14 protein-coding genes are annotated in these 16,356 nt (G+C 70.3%); 9 read left to right on the top strand and 5 right to left on the bottom strand.

What is annotated here, in order from left to right; all coding sequences use genetic code 11:
• The first annotated feature begins 205 nt into the window (after positions 1 to 205).
• Positions 206 to 1,153 (top strand): hypothetical protein, encoded by a 948-nt coding sequence (locus BIV25_RS04685; protein WP_071370844.1) that lies wholly within the window; start codon positions 206 to 208, stop codon positions 1,151 to 1,153.
• 111 nt (positions 1,154 to 1,264) lie between these two features.
• On the opposite strand, the gene BIV25_RS04680 is transcribed toward BIV25_RS04685, so the two are convergent.
• Positions 1,265 to 1,690, bottom strand: a complete 426-nt coding sequence (locus tag BIV25_RS04680; protein WP_071370843.1) for a Rieske (2Fe-2S) protein — start codon at positions 1,688 to 1,690, stop codon at positions 1,265 to 1,267.
• A gap of 435 nt (positions 1,691 to 2,125) precedes the next feature.
• Here BIV25_RS04680 and BIV25_RS04675 point away from each other — a divergent pair, with 435 nt between their 5' ends.
• Together BIV25_RS04675 and BIV25_RS04670 are read left to right on the top strand one after the other, a co-directional pair.
• Positions 2,126 to 3,256: a LacI family DNA-binding transcriptional regulator gene (locus BIV25_RS04675; RefSeq protein WP_071370842.1), complete on the top strand. Its 1,131-nt coding sequence runs from the start codon at positions 2,126 to 2,128 to the stop codon at positions 3,254 to 3,256.
• Positions 3,253 to 4,164: a carbohydrate kinase gene (locus BIV25_RS04670; protein ID WP_071370841.1), complete on the top strand. Its 912-nt coding sequence runs from the start codon at positions 3,253 to 3,255 to the stop codon at positions 4,162 to 4,164. Before BIV25_RS04675 ends, BIV25_RS04670 begins: the two co-directional genes overlap by 4 nt.
• Positions 4,165 to 4,335: 171 nt before the next feature.
• Here BIV25_RS04670 and uvrA read toward each other — a convergent pair whose 3' ends face one another.
• Positions 4,336 to 7,371: an excinuclease ABC subunit UvrA gene (gene uvrA / locus BIV25_RS04665; protein WP_071370840.1), complete on the bottom strand. Its 3,036-nt coding sequence runs from the start codon at positions 7,369 to 7,371 to the stop codon at positions 4,336 to 4,338.
• A gap of 224 nt (positions 7,372 to 7,595) precedes the next feature.
• Between uvrA and BIV25_RS04660 the strand changes: the two genes are divergently transcribed.
• From BIV25_RS04660 to BIV25_RS04640, 5 genes are all read left to right on the top strand, one after another.
• Positions 7,596 to 8,282 carry a maleylpyruvate isomerase family mycothiol-dependent enzyme gene (locus BIV25_RS04660; protein WP_071370839.1) on the top strand — a complete coding sequence of 229 codons (687 nt, stop codon included), beginning with the start codon at positions 7,596 to 7,598 and terminating at the stop codon, positions 8,280 to 8,282.
• Between the two features lie 46 nt (positions 8,283 to 8,328).
• A complete protein-coding gene (locus BIV25_RS04655; protein WP_071370838.1) occupies positions 8,329 to 8,985 on the top strand; it encodes an MBL fold metallo-hydrolase in 657 nt (218 codons plus the stop codon).
• Between the two features lie 391 nt (positions 8,986 to 9,376).
• Positions 9,377 to 10,261, top strand: a complete 885-nt coding sequence (locus BIV25_RS04650; protein WP_071370837.1) for an ABC transporter substrate-binding protein — start codon at positions 9,377 to 9,379, stop codon at positions 10,259 to 10,261.
• Positions 10,258 to 11,178: an amino acid ABC transporter permease gene (locus BIV25_RS04645; RefSeq protein WP_071370836.1), complete on the top strand. Its 921-nt coding sequence runs from the start codon at positions 10,258 to 10,260 to the stop codon at positions 11,176 to 11,178. Before BIV25_RS04650 ends, BIV25_RS04645 begins: the two co-directional genes overlap by 4 nt.
• Positions 11,175 to 11,927 (top strand): amino acid ABC transporter ATP-binding protein, encoded by a 753-nt coding sequence (locus BIV25_RS04640; protein ID WP_071370835.1) that lies wholly within the window; start codon positions 11,175 to 11,177, stop codon positions 11,925 to 11,927. The genes BIV25_RS04645 and BIV25_RS04640 overlap by 4 nt, the downstream gene beginning before the upstream one ends.
• Before the next feature lie 47 nt (positions 11,928 to 11,974).
• On the opposite strand, the gene aroQ is transcribed toward BIV25_RS04640, so the two are convergent.
• On the bottom strand, positions 11,975 to 12,448 hold the full coding sequence (aroQ, locus tag BIV25_RS04635) for a type II 3-dehydroquinate dehydratase (RefSeq protein ID WP_071370834.1): 474 nt from the start codon (positions 12,446 to 12,448) through the stop codon (positions 11,975 to 11,977).
• Between the two features lie 209 nt (positions 12,449 to 12,657).
• On the opposite strand from aroQ, the gene BIV25_RS04630 reads away from it, so the two are divergent.
• Complete coding sequence (locus tag BIV25_RS04630) at positions 12,658 to 13,929, top strand: MFS transporter (RefSeq protein WP_071370833.1); 1,272 nt, start codon at positions 12,658 to 12,660, stop codon at positions 13,927 to 13,929.
• Here BIV25_RS04630 and BIV25_RS04625 read toward each other — a convergent pair.
• Both BIV25_RS04625 and BIV25_RS04620 read right to left on the bottom strand, forming a co-directional pair.
• Entirely contained in the window at positions 13,919 to 15,019 is a 1,101-nt protein-coding gene (locus tag BIV25_RS04625) for a calcium:proton antiporter (protein ID WP_071370832.1), read from the bottom strand. The two genes, BIV25_RS04630 and BIV25_RS04625, sit on opposite strands and share 11 nt — an antisense overlap.
• 165 nt (positions 15,020 to 15,184) lie before the next feature.
• The gene (locus tag BIV25_RS04620) at positions 15,185 to 16,186 is read right to left on the bottom strand and encodes a TerC/Alx family metal homeostasis membrane protein (RefSeq protein WP_071370831.1); all 1,002 of its coding nucleotides are present in this window, start codon (positions 16,184 to 16,186) and stop codon (positions 15,185 to 15,187) included.
• Positions 16,187 to 16,356: the final 170 nt, after the last annotated feature.

Below are 16,356 nucleotides of genomic sequence, written 5' to 3'. Positions count from 1 at the left end.
CGGGTGGGGCCATGGCGGGTTCGAGGTGTTGTCGGGGCTTGGTCAACACGCTTCAATGCGGGGGAACTCGGGGCCGGGCACGCCGTCACAACGGGATGCGGCGTGCGCAGTCAGGGGCGTTCACAGCGTCCACGGGGGTGGTCCCGCACACCGGCGCAGACGGCCCGACCAGCCGTAGCGACACCTCACAGAAAGGCGCCTCGGCATGCGGCATGCCACCGAGCACGCGGACGTCCTCACCACGGAACTGGACATGGTCCTTCGGGGCGGCCCTTTCCATGCGGCACTGCGCGCCGCCATCGCCGCACGCGGGCTGCCGCTCCAGCGCGTCCAGCACCATCTGTCCCGCCACGGGGTCAAGGTCGGTGTGACCAGCTTGAGTTACTGGCAGCAGGGCGCCCGCCGCCCGCAGCGCCCCGAGTCACTGCGGGCCGTGCGCGCGCTGGAGGAGATCCTCCAGCTGCCGGACGAGTCGCTGATCCGGCTGCTCGCCGACAGCCACGAGCACACGGTGTCGGGCCGCCCCGGGGCCCGCTCCTACCGCTCCCTGATCGAGGCCTCGGACGCCCTCGACCGGCTCCGGGCCGGCCTCGGCTGGTCCGCCGACGGCGGACTGCACACGCTCGGCCATCACGAATACGTCCGGATCGGCGCCCGGCGCGAACTGGCGGGCCGCGAGGCCCAGCACATCGTGCGGGCCCACCACGACGGCGTCGACCGCTTCCTCGCCGTGCACCACGGCGACCCCGGCTGCCGCCCGCCGGACATCAGGGTGCGGGCCCTGGAGAACTGCCGCACGGGACGCGTCCGCTGGGACCAGGACGCCGGCCTGCTGGTGGCCGAGCTGCTCTTCGGCACCCGGCTGCGCTCCGGCGACACCTTCCTCTTCCGGTACGGCATCGAGGACGGCACGGCCGGAACCTCCCGTGAACACCTCCACCGGTTCTGCTCCCCCGGCGGCCAGTACGCCCTCCAGGTGCGCTTCGACACGGCCACCCTCCCGGCGCGCTGCCACCGCTTCACCCAGCCCTCGGCGGCGGCCCCCCGCAGCGGCCGACAGGAACTTCCGGTCACCGGACCGCACCACTGCGTCCACGTGGTCGAGCCACGGATCCGGCCGGGCATCGTCGGCATCGCCTGGGACTGGGAGTGAAGGCCCCTACGCCCTAGGCCTGTTGGTCGCCGCAGGCGTATTCGCCGCTGACGACCGCCGGAACGGCGGGAGCCGTCAGGACGGCGGGGGCCGGCCGGTGTCGGCTTCCGGTCAGGCGCCCGGGCCGGCGACGATCCTGCCGTTGGCGGCCTTCACCGGCAGCTCGGCCAGGGGCTCGGTGGCCGGCTGCTGGACCACCTTGCCGGTCGTGGCGTCGAACTCGCTGCCGTGGCAGGGGCAGATCAAGGTCGTCCCCTGGAGCTTGTTGATGGGGCATCCCGCGTGCGTGCAGATCGTGCTGTACGCCTTCAGCGCGCCGTTCTTGTCGCGGCTGACGACCACGTTGTGATCCCGGTAGAGCTTGGCGGCGCCCTGGGCGACCTCGCTCTCGGCACCGAGGTCGACGGGCGCGGTCGGGGTGGCCGCTGCCGAGGCACCGCCCGGTGCCGAGCACGCGGCCAGGCCGAGCCCGGCGACCGGGGCCACGGCGGCCCCTCGAAGGACGGTACGACGGCTCGCGGACGATCGGGCGGGCATCTGGAACTCCACGGGTCAAGGGCTGGGCAGGGCGACCATACCCGGGCAAGGGGGTCGGTTCCGCGGCAGGGGTGGTGGCCCGGGTGGCGGAGGGTCGGCCGAGAGCGGGACGAGGAGCGCGAAGGCGGCGGAGGCGCGGAGGGAGCCACCGAGGAGAGGGAGCGGACGTGGGGGGAAGGGCGGTGGGGGCAGGCTGCGGGGACGGGGCTGGAGGCAAAGGGCGCGCGGGTGGGCGGCCTGCTGGGTGGGCGGGGGCCGGGCGGGGCAGTGGGCAGGGAGCCGTGGCGGGCGATGGGCAGGGGCTGCCCGGATGGAGGACGTAAACGCTTGCGCAAGCGTTTACGCGGAGCAGGTCGATGGGGTACGTTCCCGGCCGGAGCCCGCGCAGCAGGGGCCGGGAACGACCGGCCTCGTCGACTCAGGGAGGGAAAGTCGATGGCCACCATGGCGGACGTCGCCCGTAGCGCCGGTGTCTCCGTGGCGACCGTCTCCCACGTCCTCAACGGCACGCGCCCGGTGCTGCCGCAGACCCGCCAGGCCGTGCTGGACGCCATCGACAGCCTCGGCTACACGCCCAACACCCTGGCTCGCTCCCTGGTGACCTCCCGTACCCGCTCCATCGGGCTCGCCGTGTCGGCGATCAGCAACCCCTACTTCACGGAGATCCTCCAAGGCGTCGAGGCGGCCGCCCTGGAGGCGGGGTACAGCCTGCTCATCGCCGACCCGCACGACGATCCCGGGCATGAACGCAAGGTCGCTCAGCTCCTCCATGAACGCCGCGTGGACGGCATGATCGTCGCCCCCTCCGCACACCCCCACGACCTCGTCGGCTACCTCCGCCGCCACGCCGTCCCCACCGTGTTCATCGACCGGGTGATCGACGCGCGCGTGCTGGACGGCACCCCGGCCGGCGGTGATGAGGGTGCGGCCCCCGACGGGGGCACGTCGTGGTACGACCAGGTCTGTGCCGAGAGCGCCGGCCCGACCACCCGCCTCGTCTCCCATCTCGCCGCCCTGGGCCACCGGCGGATCGGCATGGTGGCGGGTACGCCCGGGCTGAGCACCACCGAAGAGCGCGTCGCCGGCTATCGGGACGGCCTCACCGCCGCAGGCCTGGCGCACGACGAGCGGCTCCTCGCGTCCGGCGACTCGGAGTCCGCCGGTGCCGAGCAGGCGACGGCGGCCCTGCTCGCGCTGCCCGATCCGCCCTCGGCTCTCGTCACCGCCAACAACGCGATGACCATCGGCGCACTGCGTGCACTACGCCGGCTCGGGCGGTCCGTCCCGGACGACCTCGCCCTGTGCTGCTTCGACGACTTCGCCTGGGCCGATCTCTTCTCGCCCCGGCTCACCGCCGTCGCCCAGCCCAGCAGAGAACTGGGCGCCCGGGCCGTACGGGTTCTCCTGGACCGCCTGGGCGAACCCCGGCGTCCGGCCCGGACGGTGCGGCTGCCGTGCACGTTCGTGCATCGCACGTCCTGCGGCTGTCCGGAGCAGCCCGGCGCGGCCGGGAGACCCGAGCACCGCGAACCATCCCAGCCGTCCGAGAAGGGAACCGTCTCGTGATCGTCGTCGCCGGTGAGGCACTGATCGACCTGGTACCGCAGGGCCCCGGTGCCCTTGCGAACCTGAAGCCGGCGCTCGGCGGCGGCCCGTACAACACCGCCGTGGCCTTGGGCCGGCTCGGCTCTCGCACCGCGTTCTGCTCGCGGACCTCGCGCGACGCCTTCGGTGAGGCGCTGCTCGACGGGCTACGGCGGGCGGACGTCGAGGTGTCGGCCGTCCAGCGCGGGCCGGAGCCCACGACGCTCGCGGTGGCCACGCTCGACACCGCCGGCTCCGCCGCGTACTCCTTCTATGTCGACGGCACCGCCGACCGTCTGTTCACCGCGCCCGCCGCACTTCCCGCCGGCACGCGCGCGGTGTCGTTCGGCACCTGCTCGCTCGTCCTGGAACCGGGGGCGAGCGCCTATGAGGAGCTGATGCGCGCGGCGGCCGGGCAGGGGCTGTTCACCGCGCTCGATCCCAACATCCGGGCGGGACTGATCCCGGACGCGGACGCCTACCGGGCGCGTTTCAAGAGCTGGCTGCCCTCGGTGACGCTGCTGAAGCTGTCCGCGGAGGACGCGACGTGGCTGGGCGGCACGCCGCGGGAGTGGCTGGCCTCGGGACCGTCGGCCGTCGTGGTGACCCGGGGCGGAGAGGGTCTGACCGTGTTCACCCGGGAGGGCGGGGAGTATTCCGTGCCGGGTGAGAAGGTCGCCGTGGTGGACACCATCGGCGCCGGTGACACGGTGAACGCGGCCTTGTTGCACGGGCTTTCCACCCAGGACGCGTTGTCCGGGCAAGCGCTGGCCACCCTGGGGGCGCAGGGCTGGACGCGGCTGTTGCGCTTCGCGGCACGGGCGGCGGCGATCACCTGCTCGCGGGCCGGGGCCGAGCCGCCTTATGCGGCCGAGCTGGGTGAGTGGTGAACGCCCTGTCTTCTCTGTGCTGTTGCCAAGGTGCGGCCGGGACTGTGGTGTGCGGGGACTGATGCACCGCAGAGCCGGGCTGGCTGATGGATGAACGAACGGCGCCCCACGGGAAGTTCCCGTGGGGCGCCGATTTTTTGATATTGCGTCAGCACATGTGCTGATGTGGCGTCAGGCCTTGCGGGCTCGCGTCGTCTTCTTCGCCGGGTTCGCCGCGGTGGCCTTCTTCGTGGTCCCGGCGGCCTTCTTGGTCGCCGTGTTGTTGGCCTTGGCCGTCACCGTCTTCTTCGCCGTCGACTTGGCCGCGGCCGTCTTCCGGGCCGGAGTGCTCCGGGGTGCCTTGACCGGCTCCGCGTCGCTGATGCGGTCGGCGCCGAGGACCTCCCGCAGGAACTTGCCGGTGTGGCTGGCCGGGACCCCGGCCACCTCTTCGGGCGTGCCCTCGGCGACCACGAGGCCACCGCCGGCGCCGCCCTCCGGGCCCATGTCCACGATCCAGTCGGCGGTCTTGATCACGTCGAGGTTGTGCTCGATGACGATGACCGTGTTGCCCTTGTCGACCAGGCCGCCGAGCACCTTCAGCAGCTTGCTGATGTCCTCGAAGTGCAGACCGGTGGTCGGCTCGTCGAGGACGTAGACCGTGCGTCCAGTGGAGCGCTTCTGCAATTCGCTGGCCAGCTTCACCCGCTGGGCCTCACCACCGGAGAGGGTCGTGGCGGACTGGCCGAGGCGGACATAGCCGAGGCCGACGTCCTTCAGCGTCCTCAGATGCCGGGAGATCGCCGGGACCGCTTCGAAGAAGTCGGTGGCCTCCTCGATCGGCATGTTCAGCACGTCGGCGATGGACTTGCCCTTGTAGTGGACCTCCAGGGTCTCCCGGTTGTACCGGGCGCCATGGCAGACCTCGCACGGGACGTAGACGTCCGGGAGGAAGTTCATCTCGATCTTGATCGTGCCGTCGCCCGCGCAGTTCTCGCAGCGGCCGCCCTTGACGTTGAAGGAGAATCGGCCGGGCTGGTAGCCGCGGACCTTCGCCTCGGTGGTCTCGGCGAACAGCTTGCGGACGTGGTCGAAGACGCCGGTGTACGTCGCCGGGTTGGACCGCGGGGTGCGGCCGATCGGCGACTGGTCGACGTGCACGACCTTGTCGACGAGATCGTCGCCGTCCACGCGCGTGTGCCGTCCCGGGACGTTCCTGGCGCCGTTCAGCTCGCGGGCCAGGTGTGTGTAGAGGATGTCGTTGACCAGCGTCGACTTGCCGGAGCCGGACACGCCCGTGACGGCCGTGAAGACACCCAGCGGGAAGGACACGTCGATGTCCTGGAGGTTGTTCTCGCGGGCGCCGTGCACGGTGAGCCGGCGGGACGGGTCGCAGGGGCGGCGGATGTCGGGCAGCGGGATCGCCTTGCGACCCGAGAGGTACGCGCCGGTCTGCGACTCGGTGTTGGCGAGCAGTTCCTTCAGAGAGCCGCTGTGCACGACCTTGCCGCCGTGCTCACCGGCGCCGGGGCCGATGTCCACGACCCAGTCGGCGACCTTGATGGTGTCCTCGTCGTGCTCCACGACGATGAGCGTGTTGCCCATGTCGCGCAACCGGACCAGGGTCTCGATCAGCCGGTGGTTGTCCCGCTGGTGCAGACCGATGGACGGCTCGTCGAGGACGTAGAGCACGCCGACGAGGCCGGAGCCGATCTGGGTGGCCAGGCGGATGCGCTGAGCCTCGCCGCCGGAGAGGGTGCCGGACGCGCGGTTGAGCGAGAGGTAGTCGAGGCCGACGTCGACCAGGAAGCGCAGCCGCTCGTTGACCTCCTTCAGCACCCGCTCGGCGATCTTCTTGTCGCGGGCGTTCAGCGTCAGCCGGCCCAGGAATTCCGCGCAGTCGCTGATCGACATCGCGGAGACTTCCGCGATCGACTTGTCCATGATCGTGACCGCGAGGACGATCGGCTTCAGCCGCGTGCCCTCGCAGGTGGGGCAGGGCACCTCGCGCATGTAGCCCTCGAAGCGCTCGCGGCTGGCGTCGCTCTCGGCCTCGCTGTGCCGGCGCTTGACGAACGGCACAGCGCCCTCGAAGGGGGTGGTGTACACGCGCTCGCGGCCGTACCTGTTGCGGTACCGCACCTCGATCTGGGTCTTGTGGCCGTGGAGCAGGGCCTTCTTGGCGCGCTGGGGCAGGCCCGCGAAGGGGATGTCCGTGCGGAAGCCGAGTGCGTCGGCGAGGGCGCCGATCAGCCGGCCGAAATAGTCCTTGGTGTGCCCGTGCGACCAGGGGTGGATGGCGCCCTCGTCCAGGGACTTGTCCGGGTCCGGGACGAGCAGCTCCGGGTCGACCTCCATGCGCGTGCCGATGCCGGTGCACTCGGGGCAGGCGCCGAAGGGCGAGTTGAAGGAGAAGGAGCGGGGCTCCAGCTCCTCGAAGGACAGGTCGTCGTACGGGCAGTACAGGTGCTCCGAGTACATGCGCTCGCGCTCGGGGTCGTCCTCGGGGAGGTCGACGAAGTCGAGCACGATCATGCCGCCGGACAGCCCGAGGGCGGTCTCCACGGAGTCGGTGAGGCGGCGCTTGGCGGAGTCCTTGACCGTGAGGCGGTCGACGACCACCTCGATGGTGTGCTTCTCCTGCTTCTTCAGCGCGGGCGGATCGGAGAGCTGGATCGTCTCGCCGTCCACGCGCGCGCGGGAGTAGCCCTTGGTCTGGAGGTCGGCGAAGAGGTCGACGAACTCGCCCTTGCGCTCGCGCACGAGCGGCGAGAGCACCTGGAAGCGGCTCCCCTCCGGCAGCTCCAGGACCTTGTCCACGATGGCCTGGGGCGACTGCCGCGAGATCGGGCGGCTGCACTCGGGGCAGTGCGGCTTGCCGATGCGCGCGAAGAGCAGACGCAGGTAGTCGTAGACCTCGGTGATGGTGCCGACCGTGGAGCGCGGGTTGCGCGAGGTCGACTTCTGGTCGATGGAGACCGCCGGGGACAGTCCCTCGATGAAGTCGACGTCCGGCTTGTCCATCTGGCCGAGGAACTGCCGGGCGTACGAGGAGAGCGACTCCACGTAGCGGCGCTGGCCCTCCGCGAAGATCGTGTCGAAGGCCAGGGAGGACTTGCCCGACCCGGACAGGCCCGTGAAGACGATGAGCGAGTCACGAGGCAGGTCGAGCGAGACATTCTTGAGGTTGTGCTCGCGCGCGCCACGGACGATGAGACGGTCGGCCACGCCGGTCCGCACCTTTCTTGAGAGAAGTGACAGGGGCGGGGCCCCCGTGCTTCTTCAGACTAGGGGGAGCCACTGACAACGTCGGTCGGATTGCCCGGTTGCATAACAACCCCCGGCCATCCAGCATGCCCGACGCCGCTCTCGACGATATAGCACGTGCTTTCGATTTGCGGACGAGCTTCACCACCTTCACCCAAAGGTGTGGCGGGGCTAGGGTCAGGTCCATGACCGATCACGCTCATGACCTGGCATGTGTACGTGAAGCGACCGAACGGCTTCTCACCGCGGTCGCCGAACTGGACAACGCTTCGCTCGCCGCACCGTCACGGCTTCCGGGCTGGAGCCGCGGGCACGTCCTCGCCCACCTCGCCCGCAACGCGGACGCGCTCGTGAACGTCCTGGAAGGCCGGCCGATGTACGCGAGTGCCGAGGTACGCGACGCCGACATCGAACGCGGCGCCCCCCGCCCCCTCGATGTCCAGCTCGCCGACCTGCGCGAGAGCGCGGCGCGCTTCCAGGCGCTGGGGGACGCGCCGGCGGACTGGTCGCGCACCGTCGAGCTGCGCAACGGGGTCACCGACCCCGCGTCCCGGGTCCCGTTCCGCCGGTGGGCCGAGGTGGACCTGCACCACGTGGACCTCGGGATCGGATACGAGCTGGAGGATCTCCCGGCCGAGTTCACCGAGCGGGAGATCGACTTCCTGGCGCGGCGCTTCGCCGGGCACATGGACGTCCCGTCGACCGGCCTGTCCGCCGGGGACGGCCGGAACTGGACCACGGGCGGCGGCGCCGACGGCGCACCGGTCACGGCCGAGGGCACGCCCGCCGACCTGCTGGGCTGGCTCGCCGGGCGACGCGACGGCTCCGGCCTGACCACGGACGGCACGCTGCCGAAGCTGCCTCCGCTGTAGACCGACGGCGGTCCGCGGGCCCCGCCCCCGCTATAGGCTGATCACCATGACGTACACGGGAGAGGTCAAGGTCGGCGGACCGGCGGACGTGCACGAGCTGAAAGACCTGATGATCACGAAGATCGCGGTCGGCCCGATGGACAACAACGCCTACCTGCTGCGCTGCCGCGCCACCGACGAGCAGCTTCTGATCGACGCCGCCAACGAGGCGGAGGCACTCCTCGGCATGATCGGTGACGACGGCATCGCGTCCGTCGTCACCACCCATCAGCACGGCGATCACTGGCAGGCGCTGGCCGCGGTCGTCGCGGCCACGGGCGCGCGTACGTACGCGGGCCGCGAGGACGCTCCCGGCATCCCGGTGCCCACCGACGTGCTCGTGGGCGACGGCGATGTCATCAGGGTGGGCAACGTGGAACTGACCGCGCGGCACCTGGTCGGGCACACCCCGGGTTCGATCGCTCTGGTCTACGACGACCCGCACGGCCACCCGCACGTGTTCACCGGCGACTGCCTCTTCCCCGGCGGTGTCGGCAACACGCACAAGGATCCGCGGGCCTTCGCCAGCCTCATCCACGACGTGGAGACGAAGATCTTCGACGTGCTGCCCGACGAGACCTGGGTGTACCCCGGGCATGGCAAGGACACCACGCTGGGCGCGGAGCGGCCGCAGTTGCCGGAGTGGCACGCGCGCGGATGGTGAAGCCCGCCCCGCAGACCAGGCGCGCCGCGGTCCACCGCGCGCGCCAGGGCACGGAGTTCGCGCGCCGAGCGTGCACGCCTTGCACATGCGCTCGGCGCGCCTTCTCTCACGCGCGCCCCGTGTGAACGCTTCACACGCGCCGGTCCGCTGCGCGCGCTCCCGTGCAATACCGCCATGCGGTCAACTGGTGTCAGCACCGCGCAGGTCGACGGCTCCTGTGCGGAAGGGCCGCCGGTCTTCCCACCCCGCCCCTTGACCGGCGGCCCAGGCCGGTGACACACACGGCAAAGTGCGCGGGAGATGTTCACGCAGCCGCAACACCCGTTCCCACCATGCGGACAGTTACCGCTGTGACCTGGACAAACGCCGGGTTCACTGCCAATCTCCGGCCATGCATCCTGCCCCTCGCACCCTGCGCCACGCGGTGGTCGCCGCCACCGTAGCCCTGCTCGCCACCGCTGTCGGCTGTGCTCCGCAGCCCGACGGGAAGGCGTCGGCCCCTGCGTCCGGATCGGCCGCGAAGAGCTGTGCCCCGGGCAAGTTGGCCACCAGGACGTCCGGGAAACTCACCATCGCGACGGACGAACCGGCCTACGAACCCTGGTTCCAGGACGACAAGCCCGCCGACGGCAAGGGCTTCGAGTCATCGGTCGCCTATGCCGTGGCCAAGCAGCTCGGATACGGCAAGAACGCGGTCGTGTGGCAGAGCGTGCCGTTCAACAAGGCGTTCGCGCCCGGCATCAAGACCTTCGACTTCGACATCAACCAGGTGTCGATCAGCGACGAGCGCAAGAAGGCCGTTGACTTCTCCTCCGGCTACTACGACGTGCGCCAGGCGGTGATCGCCCTGAAGGGCAGCAAGGCGGCCAAGGCGTCGAGCATCGCGGATCTGAAGGGCCTCAAGCTGGGCGCCCAGGTGGGCACCACGAGCCTGGACTACATCACCGACGTGGTGAAGCCCAAGCAGGAGGCCGCCGCGTTCGCCAAGAACGACCAGGCCAAGTCCGCGCTGAAGAACGGCCAGGTGGACGCCATCGTGGTCGACCTGCCGACCGCGTTCTACATCACCTCGGCCGAGGTGACGGACGCGAAGATCGTGGGCCAGTTCGAGAACCAGGGCGGCACGCCCGAGCAGTTCGGGCTGGTGCTGGACAAGGGCAGCGCGCTGACCCCGTGCGTGAGCGGTGCCGTCGACGCCCTGCGCAAGGACGGCACGCTGGCCCGGCTCGAGAAGCAGTGGCTCTCGGACGCCGTCGACGCCCCGGTGTTCAAGTGACGGTCACCAAGGGCGAGTCGGCACCGGAAGGAGCCGACGACAAGGGAGACATGACCGGCGGGGTCGATGACAACTACGTGCCCTCCGAACGGCGTTTGGAGCGCGAACGCCACAAACGCGCGCGTGCACGGCGCGCCACGGCCGTCGCGGCGCTCTCGACGCTCGTCACCGCTGTCGTGCTCTACTTCGTCGTCGTCAACGCACCGGGCTGGCCGCGCACCAAGGAGACGTTCTTCAGCGCGCAGTACGCGCGCGAGGCGCTGCCGAAAGTCCTCGAAGGGCTGTGGCTGAACGTCCGCCTGCTGGTGATCTGCGGCGCCGCCGTCCTGGTCCTCGGCATGCTGATCGCCATCGCGCGCACCCTGCGCGGCCCGGTGTTCTTCCCACTGCGCGTGCTGGCGGCGGCGTACACCGACTTCTTCCGCGGCCTTCCGCTGATCATCAACCTGATGATCGTGGTCCTGGGTGTACCGGCGCTGCGTCTCCAGGGCGTGACGGTCGATCCGGTGCCGCTCGGCGGTACCGCGCTGACGCTCACGTACTCGGCGTACGTGGCCGAGGTGTTCCGCGCCGGCATCGAGTCCGTGCACCCCTCGCAGCTCGCCGCGGCCCGCTCGCTGGGCCTGACCAACCGGCAGGCGCTGCGCCACGTCGTGCTCCCGCAGGCGGTGCGCCGTCAGGTCCCGCCGCTGCTCAACGACCTGGTGTCGCTCCAGAAGGACACCGGTCTGGTGTCGATCGGCGGCGCGGTGGACGCCGTCCGGGCGGCCGACATCATCGTGGGCCGCAGTCTGAACTACACGCCGTACGTCGTCGCCGGGCTGGTGTTCGTGGCGCTGACCATTCCGATGACCCGCTTCACGGACTGGGTGACGGCCCGGATGGACCGGCGGCGGGCCCAGGGAGGATCCCTATGAGCAACGCGCCCGTGCTACGCATGGAGTCCGTCCGCAAGGCCTTCGCCGGCTCCGTCGTCCTGCGCGATGTCGGCCTGGAGGTCGCCCCGCACACGGTGACCGCCCTGATCGGCGCCTCCGGTTCGGGCAAGTCGACGCTGCTGCGCTGCGCCAACCTGCTGGAGGAGATCGACGACGGCGCGATCTGGCTGGACGGCGAGGAGATCACCGATCCGCGCGTCGACCAGGACGCGGTGCGGCGCAGGATCGGCGTCGTCTTCCAGGCGTACAACCTCTTCCCGCACATGACCGTGCTGGACAACGTGACGCTGGCGCCGCGGCGGGTACACGGCGTCCCCCGTGAGGAGGCCGAGGAACGCGCCAGAAGGCTGCTGGAGCGCCTCGGGCTGAGTGACAAGGCGACGGCCTACCCCGACCGGCTCAGCGGCGGTCAGCAGCAGCGAGTGGCGATCGTACGGGCCCTTGCCGTGCGGCCCCGGCTGTTGTTGCTGGACGAGATCACGGCGGCACTCGACCCCGAACTCGTCGGCGAGGTACTGGAGGTGGTCCGCGGCCTCAAGGACGACGGCATGACCATGGTCCTGGCGACGCACGAGATGGGTTTCGCGCGGGACGTCGCCGACCAGGTCTGCTTTCTGGACGGTGGCGTCGTGCTGGAGCGCGGCACCGCCGAAGAGGTCTTCGGCGACCCGCAGCAGGAGCGCACGCGGCGCTTTCTGCGGCGCATCGTGGAGGCCGGCCGCCTGTGAGGTCGTAGCGCGACGGCCGGCGGGCGGCCACCACGCGCGCGTGGCCGCTACGCCTCGTCCTGCACGGCTCCCAGCAGGGCCGCGACCCGCTCGACGCCGAAGGCGTAGCCCTGGACGCCGCAGCCGGCGATCACGCCGTCGGCGCGCAGCGAGACGTAGGAGTGATGCCGGAACGACTCGCGCTGGTGGATGTTGGAAATGTGCACCTCCAGGACGGGCAGGCCGTCGCAGGTGTTGAGCGCGTCCAGAATCGCGACCGACGTGTGCGAGTAGGCGGCGGGGTTGATGACGATCCCGCAGTGGTTCAGGCGTGCCTCGTGGATCCAGTCGACCAGTTCGCCCTCGTGGTTGGACTGCCGGAAGTCCACCGTGCCCCCGTGCGCGGCCGCCGCCTTGGCGCACAGCGTCTCCACGTCGGCCAGCGTGTCCTTGCCGTAGATCTCGGGCTGGCGCTGGCCGAGCAGGTTGAGGTTGGGCCCGTTGAGGATCATGATCGGGGCGTTGGCCAGGGTGCGGGGCACGGTTCCTCCGGTCCGTTCGGGGCGGTGCGTCGACGACCGCCGCTCGCACCCGGTCTATCACGGTGACCACGGCGGACGACGCGTCGTGTGCGCCGTCGCCTCGGCGCGCACTCCGGTGACTTGAGCACCCCCATGCGCCCCCGTAACCCCTGATCACTAGGGGTAGTTGACGCAGCATGGAGCCAGTACGCACCGTAAGCACACCGTCGATGCCGCGGCTCGCCGCCGCTTCCCTGGCGGGTACCGCGATCGAGTTCTACGACTTTTTCGTCTACGGCACGGCTGCGGCCCTGGTTCTTGGACCGCTGTTCTTCCCTACGTTCTCAGCGCTCGCCGGGACGCTGGCGGCGTTCGGGACGTTCGGGGTGGGGTTCCTGGCCCGGCCGCTCGGCTCGGTGCTGTTCGGGCACCTCGGTGACCGGCGCGGACGGAGGCCGGTGCTGGTCCTGTCACTGCTGCTCACGGGCGCCTCGACGGTCGCGGTGGGCTGTGTGCCGTCGTACGGGTCGATCGGCGTCGCCGCGCCGGTGCTGCTGCTCGTCCTGCGCTTCTTCCAGGGTCTGGGGCTCGGCGGGGAGTGGGGCGGGGCGGTGCTGCTGACCGCCGAGCACGCGCCGCCCGGACGTCGCGCCCTGTGGTCCAGCTTTCCGCAGGTGGGCCCGGCGATCGGGTTCGTGCTCGCCAATGGGGTGGTGCTCGCGCTGTCGGCGACGCTGTCCGACGCGGAGTTCGCTCGCTGGGGCTGGCGGGTGCCGTTCTGGGCGGCCGGGGCGCTGGCGCTGGGCGGGCTGTTGTTGCGCTGGTCGATCGTGGAGAGCCCCCGGTTCCTGGAGATCGACGACCACGCGCGCGTACCGTTCGTCGAGGTCGTACGGCATCACAGGCGGCTGGTGCTGCTGACGGCCGGGGCGCTGTCCGCCGGGTACGCGGTCTTCTACACGGTGACGACCTGGTCGCTGACGTACGCGACGGAGCGGCTCGGGGTGAGCCGGACGGTGATGCTGACCTGTGTCATGGCCGCGGTGGTGGTGAAGGCGTCCCTCACGCCGTTCATGGCGCTGCTCTCCGACCGCTTCGGGCGCCGGCCGATGTGCCTCACCGGATGCGCGGCCTGCGGTCTGTGGATGCTGCCGATGATCGCGTTGCTGGGCACCGGCCGGCCGCTGCTGATGTTCCTCGGCATCCTGGGCGCGCTGGTCTCCTTCATCACCATGTTCGCCGTGATCGCCGCGTATCTGCCGGAGCTGTACGAGGCACGGGTCCGCTGCACGGGTGCCGCGGTGGGCTACAACCTCGGCGGAGTCCTCGGTGGCGCTCTGACCCCGATCGTGGCCACGGCGCTCGCGGAGCACAGCGGGCGGGTCCCCTGGGGCGTGGGCGCCTACCTGACGGGCGTCGCGCTGCTCAGCCTCGCCTGCTTCGCCCTGTTGCCCGAGACCCGCCCGGTGCCGGTGCCGGCGGTGGAGCCGGTCACGGGTTGATCGCCAGCTCCAGATAGGCCGCGAAGAGCACCAGGTGGACACCGCCCTGCAGAGGGGTGGCCCGGCCAGGCACGACCGTCAGAGAGCTGACCACCACGGTCAGCGCGAGCAGCAGCATGTGGGTCGAGCCGAGGCCGAGGACGAGCGGGCCGGACAGCCAGACGGAGGCGAGGGCGACCGCGGGAATGGTCAGGCCGATACTGGCCATGGCCGAGCCGAGCGCGAGGTTGAGGCTGGTCTGGACCCGGTCGCGGCGGGCGGAGCGCAGTGCGGCGATCGTCTCGGGGAGCAGTACGAGCAGGGCGATGATCACGCCGACGACGGCGTGGTGCAGACCGGCGGCCGCCACACCCGACTCGATGGCGGGCGACACCCCCTTGGCCAGACCGACGACACCGACGAGGGCCAGCCCGAGGAGGCCGAGGCTGGTCCAGGCGGCACGCTCGGACGGCGGCTGCGCGTGGTCGTCGGCGGTGATGACCTCGCCCTGCCGGGTGATCGGCAGGAAGTAGTCGCGGTGGCGCACGGTCTGTGTGGCCACGAACAGGCCGTAGAGGATCAGTGAGGACAACGCGGCGAACGTCAGCTGCATCGAGGAGAACTCGGGCCCGGGCTTGCTGGTGGTGAACGTCGGCAGGACCAGGCTGAGCGTGGCCAGCGTCGCCACGGTCGCCAGGGCGGCTCCAGTGCCCTCGGGGTTGAAGACCGCGGTGCCGTGCCGCAGTGAGGCGACGAGCAGGCAGATCCCGACGATGCCGTTGCAGGTGATCATCACGGCGGCGAAGACGGTGTCCCGCGCCAGGGTGGAACTCTTGTCGCCGCCGTCGGCCATGAGGGTGACGATCAGCGCCACCTCGATGATCGTGACGGCGATGGCCAGAACGAGGGACCCGAAGGGTTCGCCGACGCGATGGGCGACGACCTCGGCATGGTGCACCGCCGCGAGAACGGACCCGGCGAGCACGAGGGTGACCAGGGCGACGACCGCGCCCGGCAGGCCCCGGCCCCAGGTGAAGACCAGGAGGATGATCGCGAGCACCGGCACGAGTGTCGTCCATTGCCGGGTGAGTGGCCGCAGCCTACTGATCATGCGGCGATCGTCGCAGAGACGTACATGGTTCGCATTCTGCTCTTTTCGAATACCTCTCATCCTTCCGTTGTTCTCACCCCACCGGCGGGAGCGGGAACCGCATGGCACGGCCCTGCTCCTGCCAGTGGGAGCTTCTGCCGGTGGGCGCTTCTGCCGCCGACCGGGTCAGGCGTCGACGCTGTTCTTCGCAGCGCCTTCGCCGTCGGCGTCCGCCGCCTCGGCGGCCGCCTGCTTCTTGCCGGCCATCAGGCTGGTGATCGTGGTGACGATCAGGACGGCGCAGATCACGCCGAGCGAGACCGGGATGCTGATCTCGGGCACGTGGACACCGGACTCGTGCAGGGCGTGCAGCACCAGCTTCACGCCGATGAAGCCGAGGATGATCGACAGGCCGTACGAGAGGTGGACCAGCTTCCGCAGCAGGCCGCCGATGAGGAAGTACAGCTGCCGCAGCCCCATCAGGGCAAAGGCGTTGGCAGTGAAGACGATGTACGGGTCCTGGGTCAGGCCGAAGATCGCGGGTATGGAGTCCAGGGCGAACAGGACGTCCGTGGTGCCGATGGCGAGCATCACGACCAGCATCGGGGTCATGACCCGCTTGCCGTTCTCCCGGATCCACAGCTTGGTGCCGTGGTAGCGGTCCGCCACACCGAACCTGCGCTCCGCGGCCTTGAGCAGCTTGTTCTCCTCGAACTCCTCGTCCTCCTCGTCCGCGCGGGCCTCCTGGATGAGCTTCCAGGCCGTCCAGATCAGGAAGGCGCCGAAGAGGTAGAACACCCAGGAGAAGCTGGCGAGGATGGCGGCTCCCGCGGCGATGAAGATCGCCCGCAGCACCAGGGCTATGAGCACGCCGACGAGCAGGACACGCTGCTGGTAGCGGGTCGGCACCGCGAACTTCGCCATGATCAGGACGAAGACGAAAAGGTTGTCGACACTGAGCGATTTCTCGGTGATGAAGCCGGCGAAGAACTCACCTGCCGGCCGGCCGCCGCCGAAGAGGAACAGACCGAGGCCGAAGAGTCCGGCCAGGGCGATCCAGACGACGGTCCAGATGCCGGCTTCCTTGATCGACACCTCATGCGGCTTGCGGCCGATGAAGAAGTCGACCGCGATCAGGGCGGCCAGGCCCGCGATGGTCAGGACCCACAGGGTCACGGAAACGTCCACTGCACCTCCGGCATTACGTCACGGCAAACACTTTCAGCGCTGTCGCTGCCGGAGGTCTCTTCCACCCGCTCGGGGCCGACGCCCCGGGACCGGAATCGGTCCGTATTGACGGGTGCGCCGCAGTCAGGGAGTACTCCCCTCCGTACGGAAGACCCTACCCAATCACCAAG

Origin of the sequence: Streptomyces sp. MUSC 14 (assembly GCF_001866675.1) — a bacterium.
GTDB lineage: Bacteria > Actinomycetota > Actinomycetes > Streptomycetales > Streptomycetaceae > Streptomyces.
The sequence above is the reverse complement of the archived record's forward strand: the minus strand, read 5'-3'. Positions and strand labels throughout refer to the sequence as shown.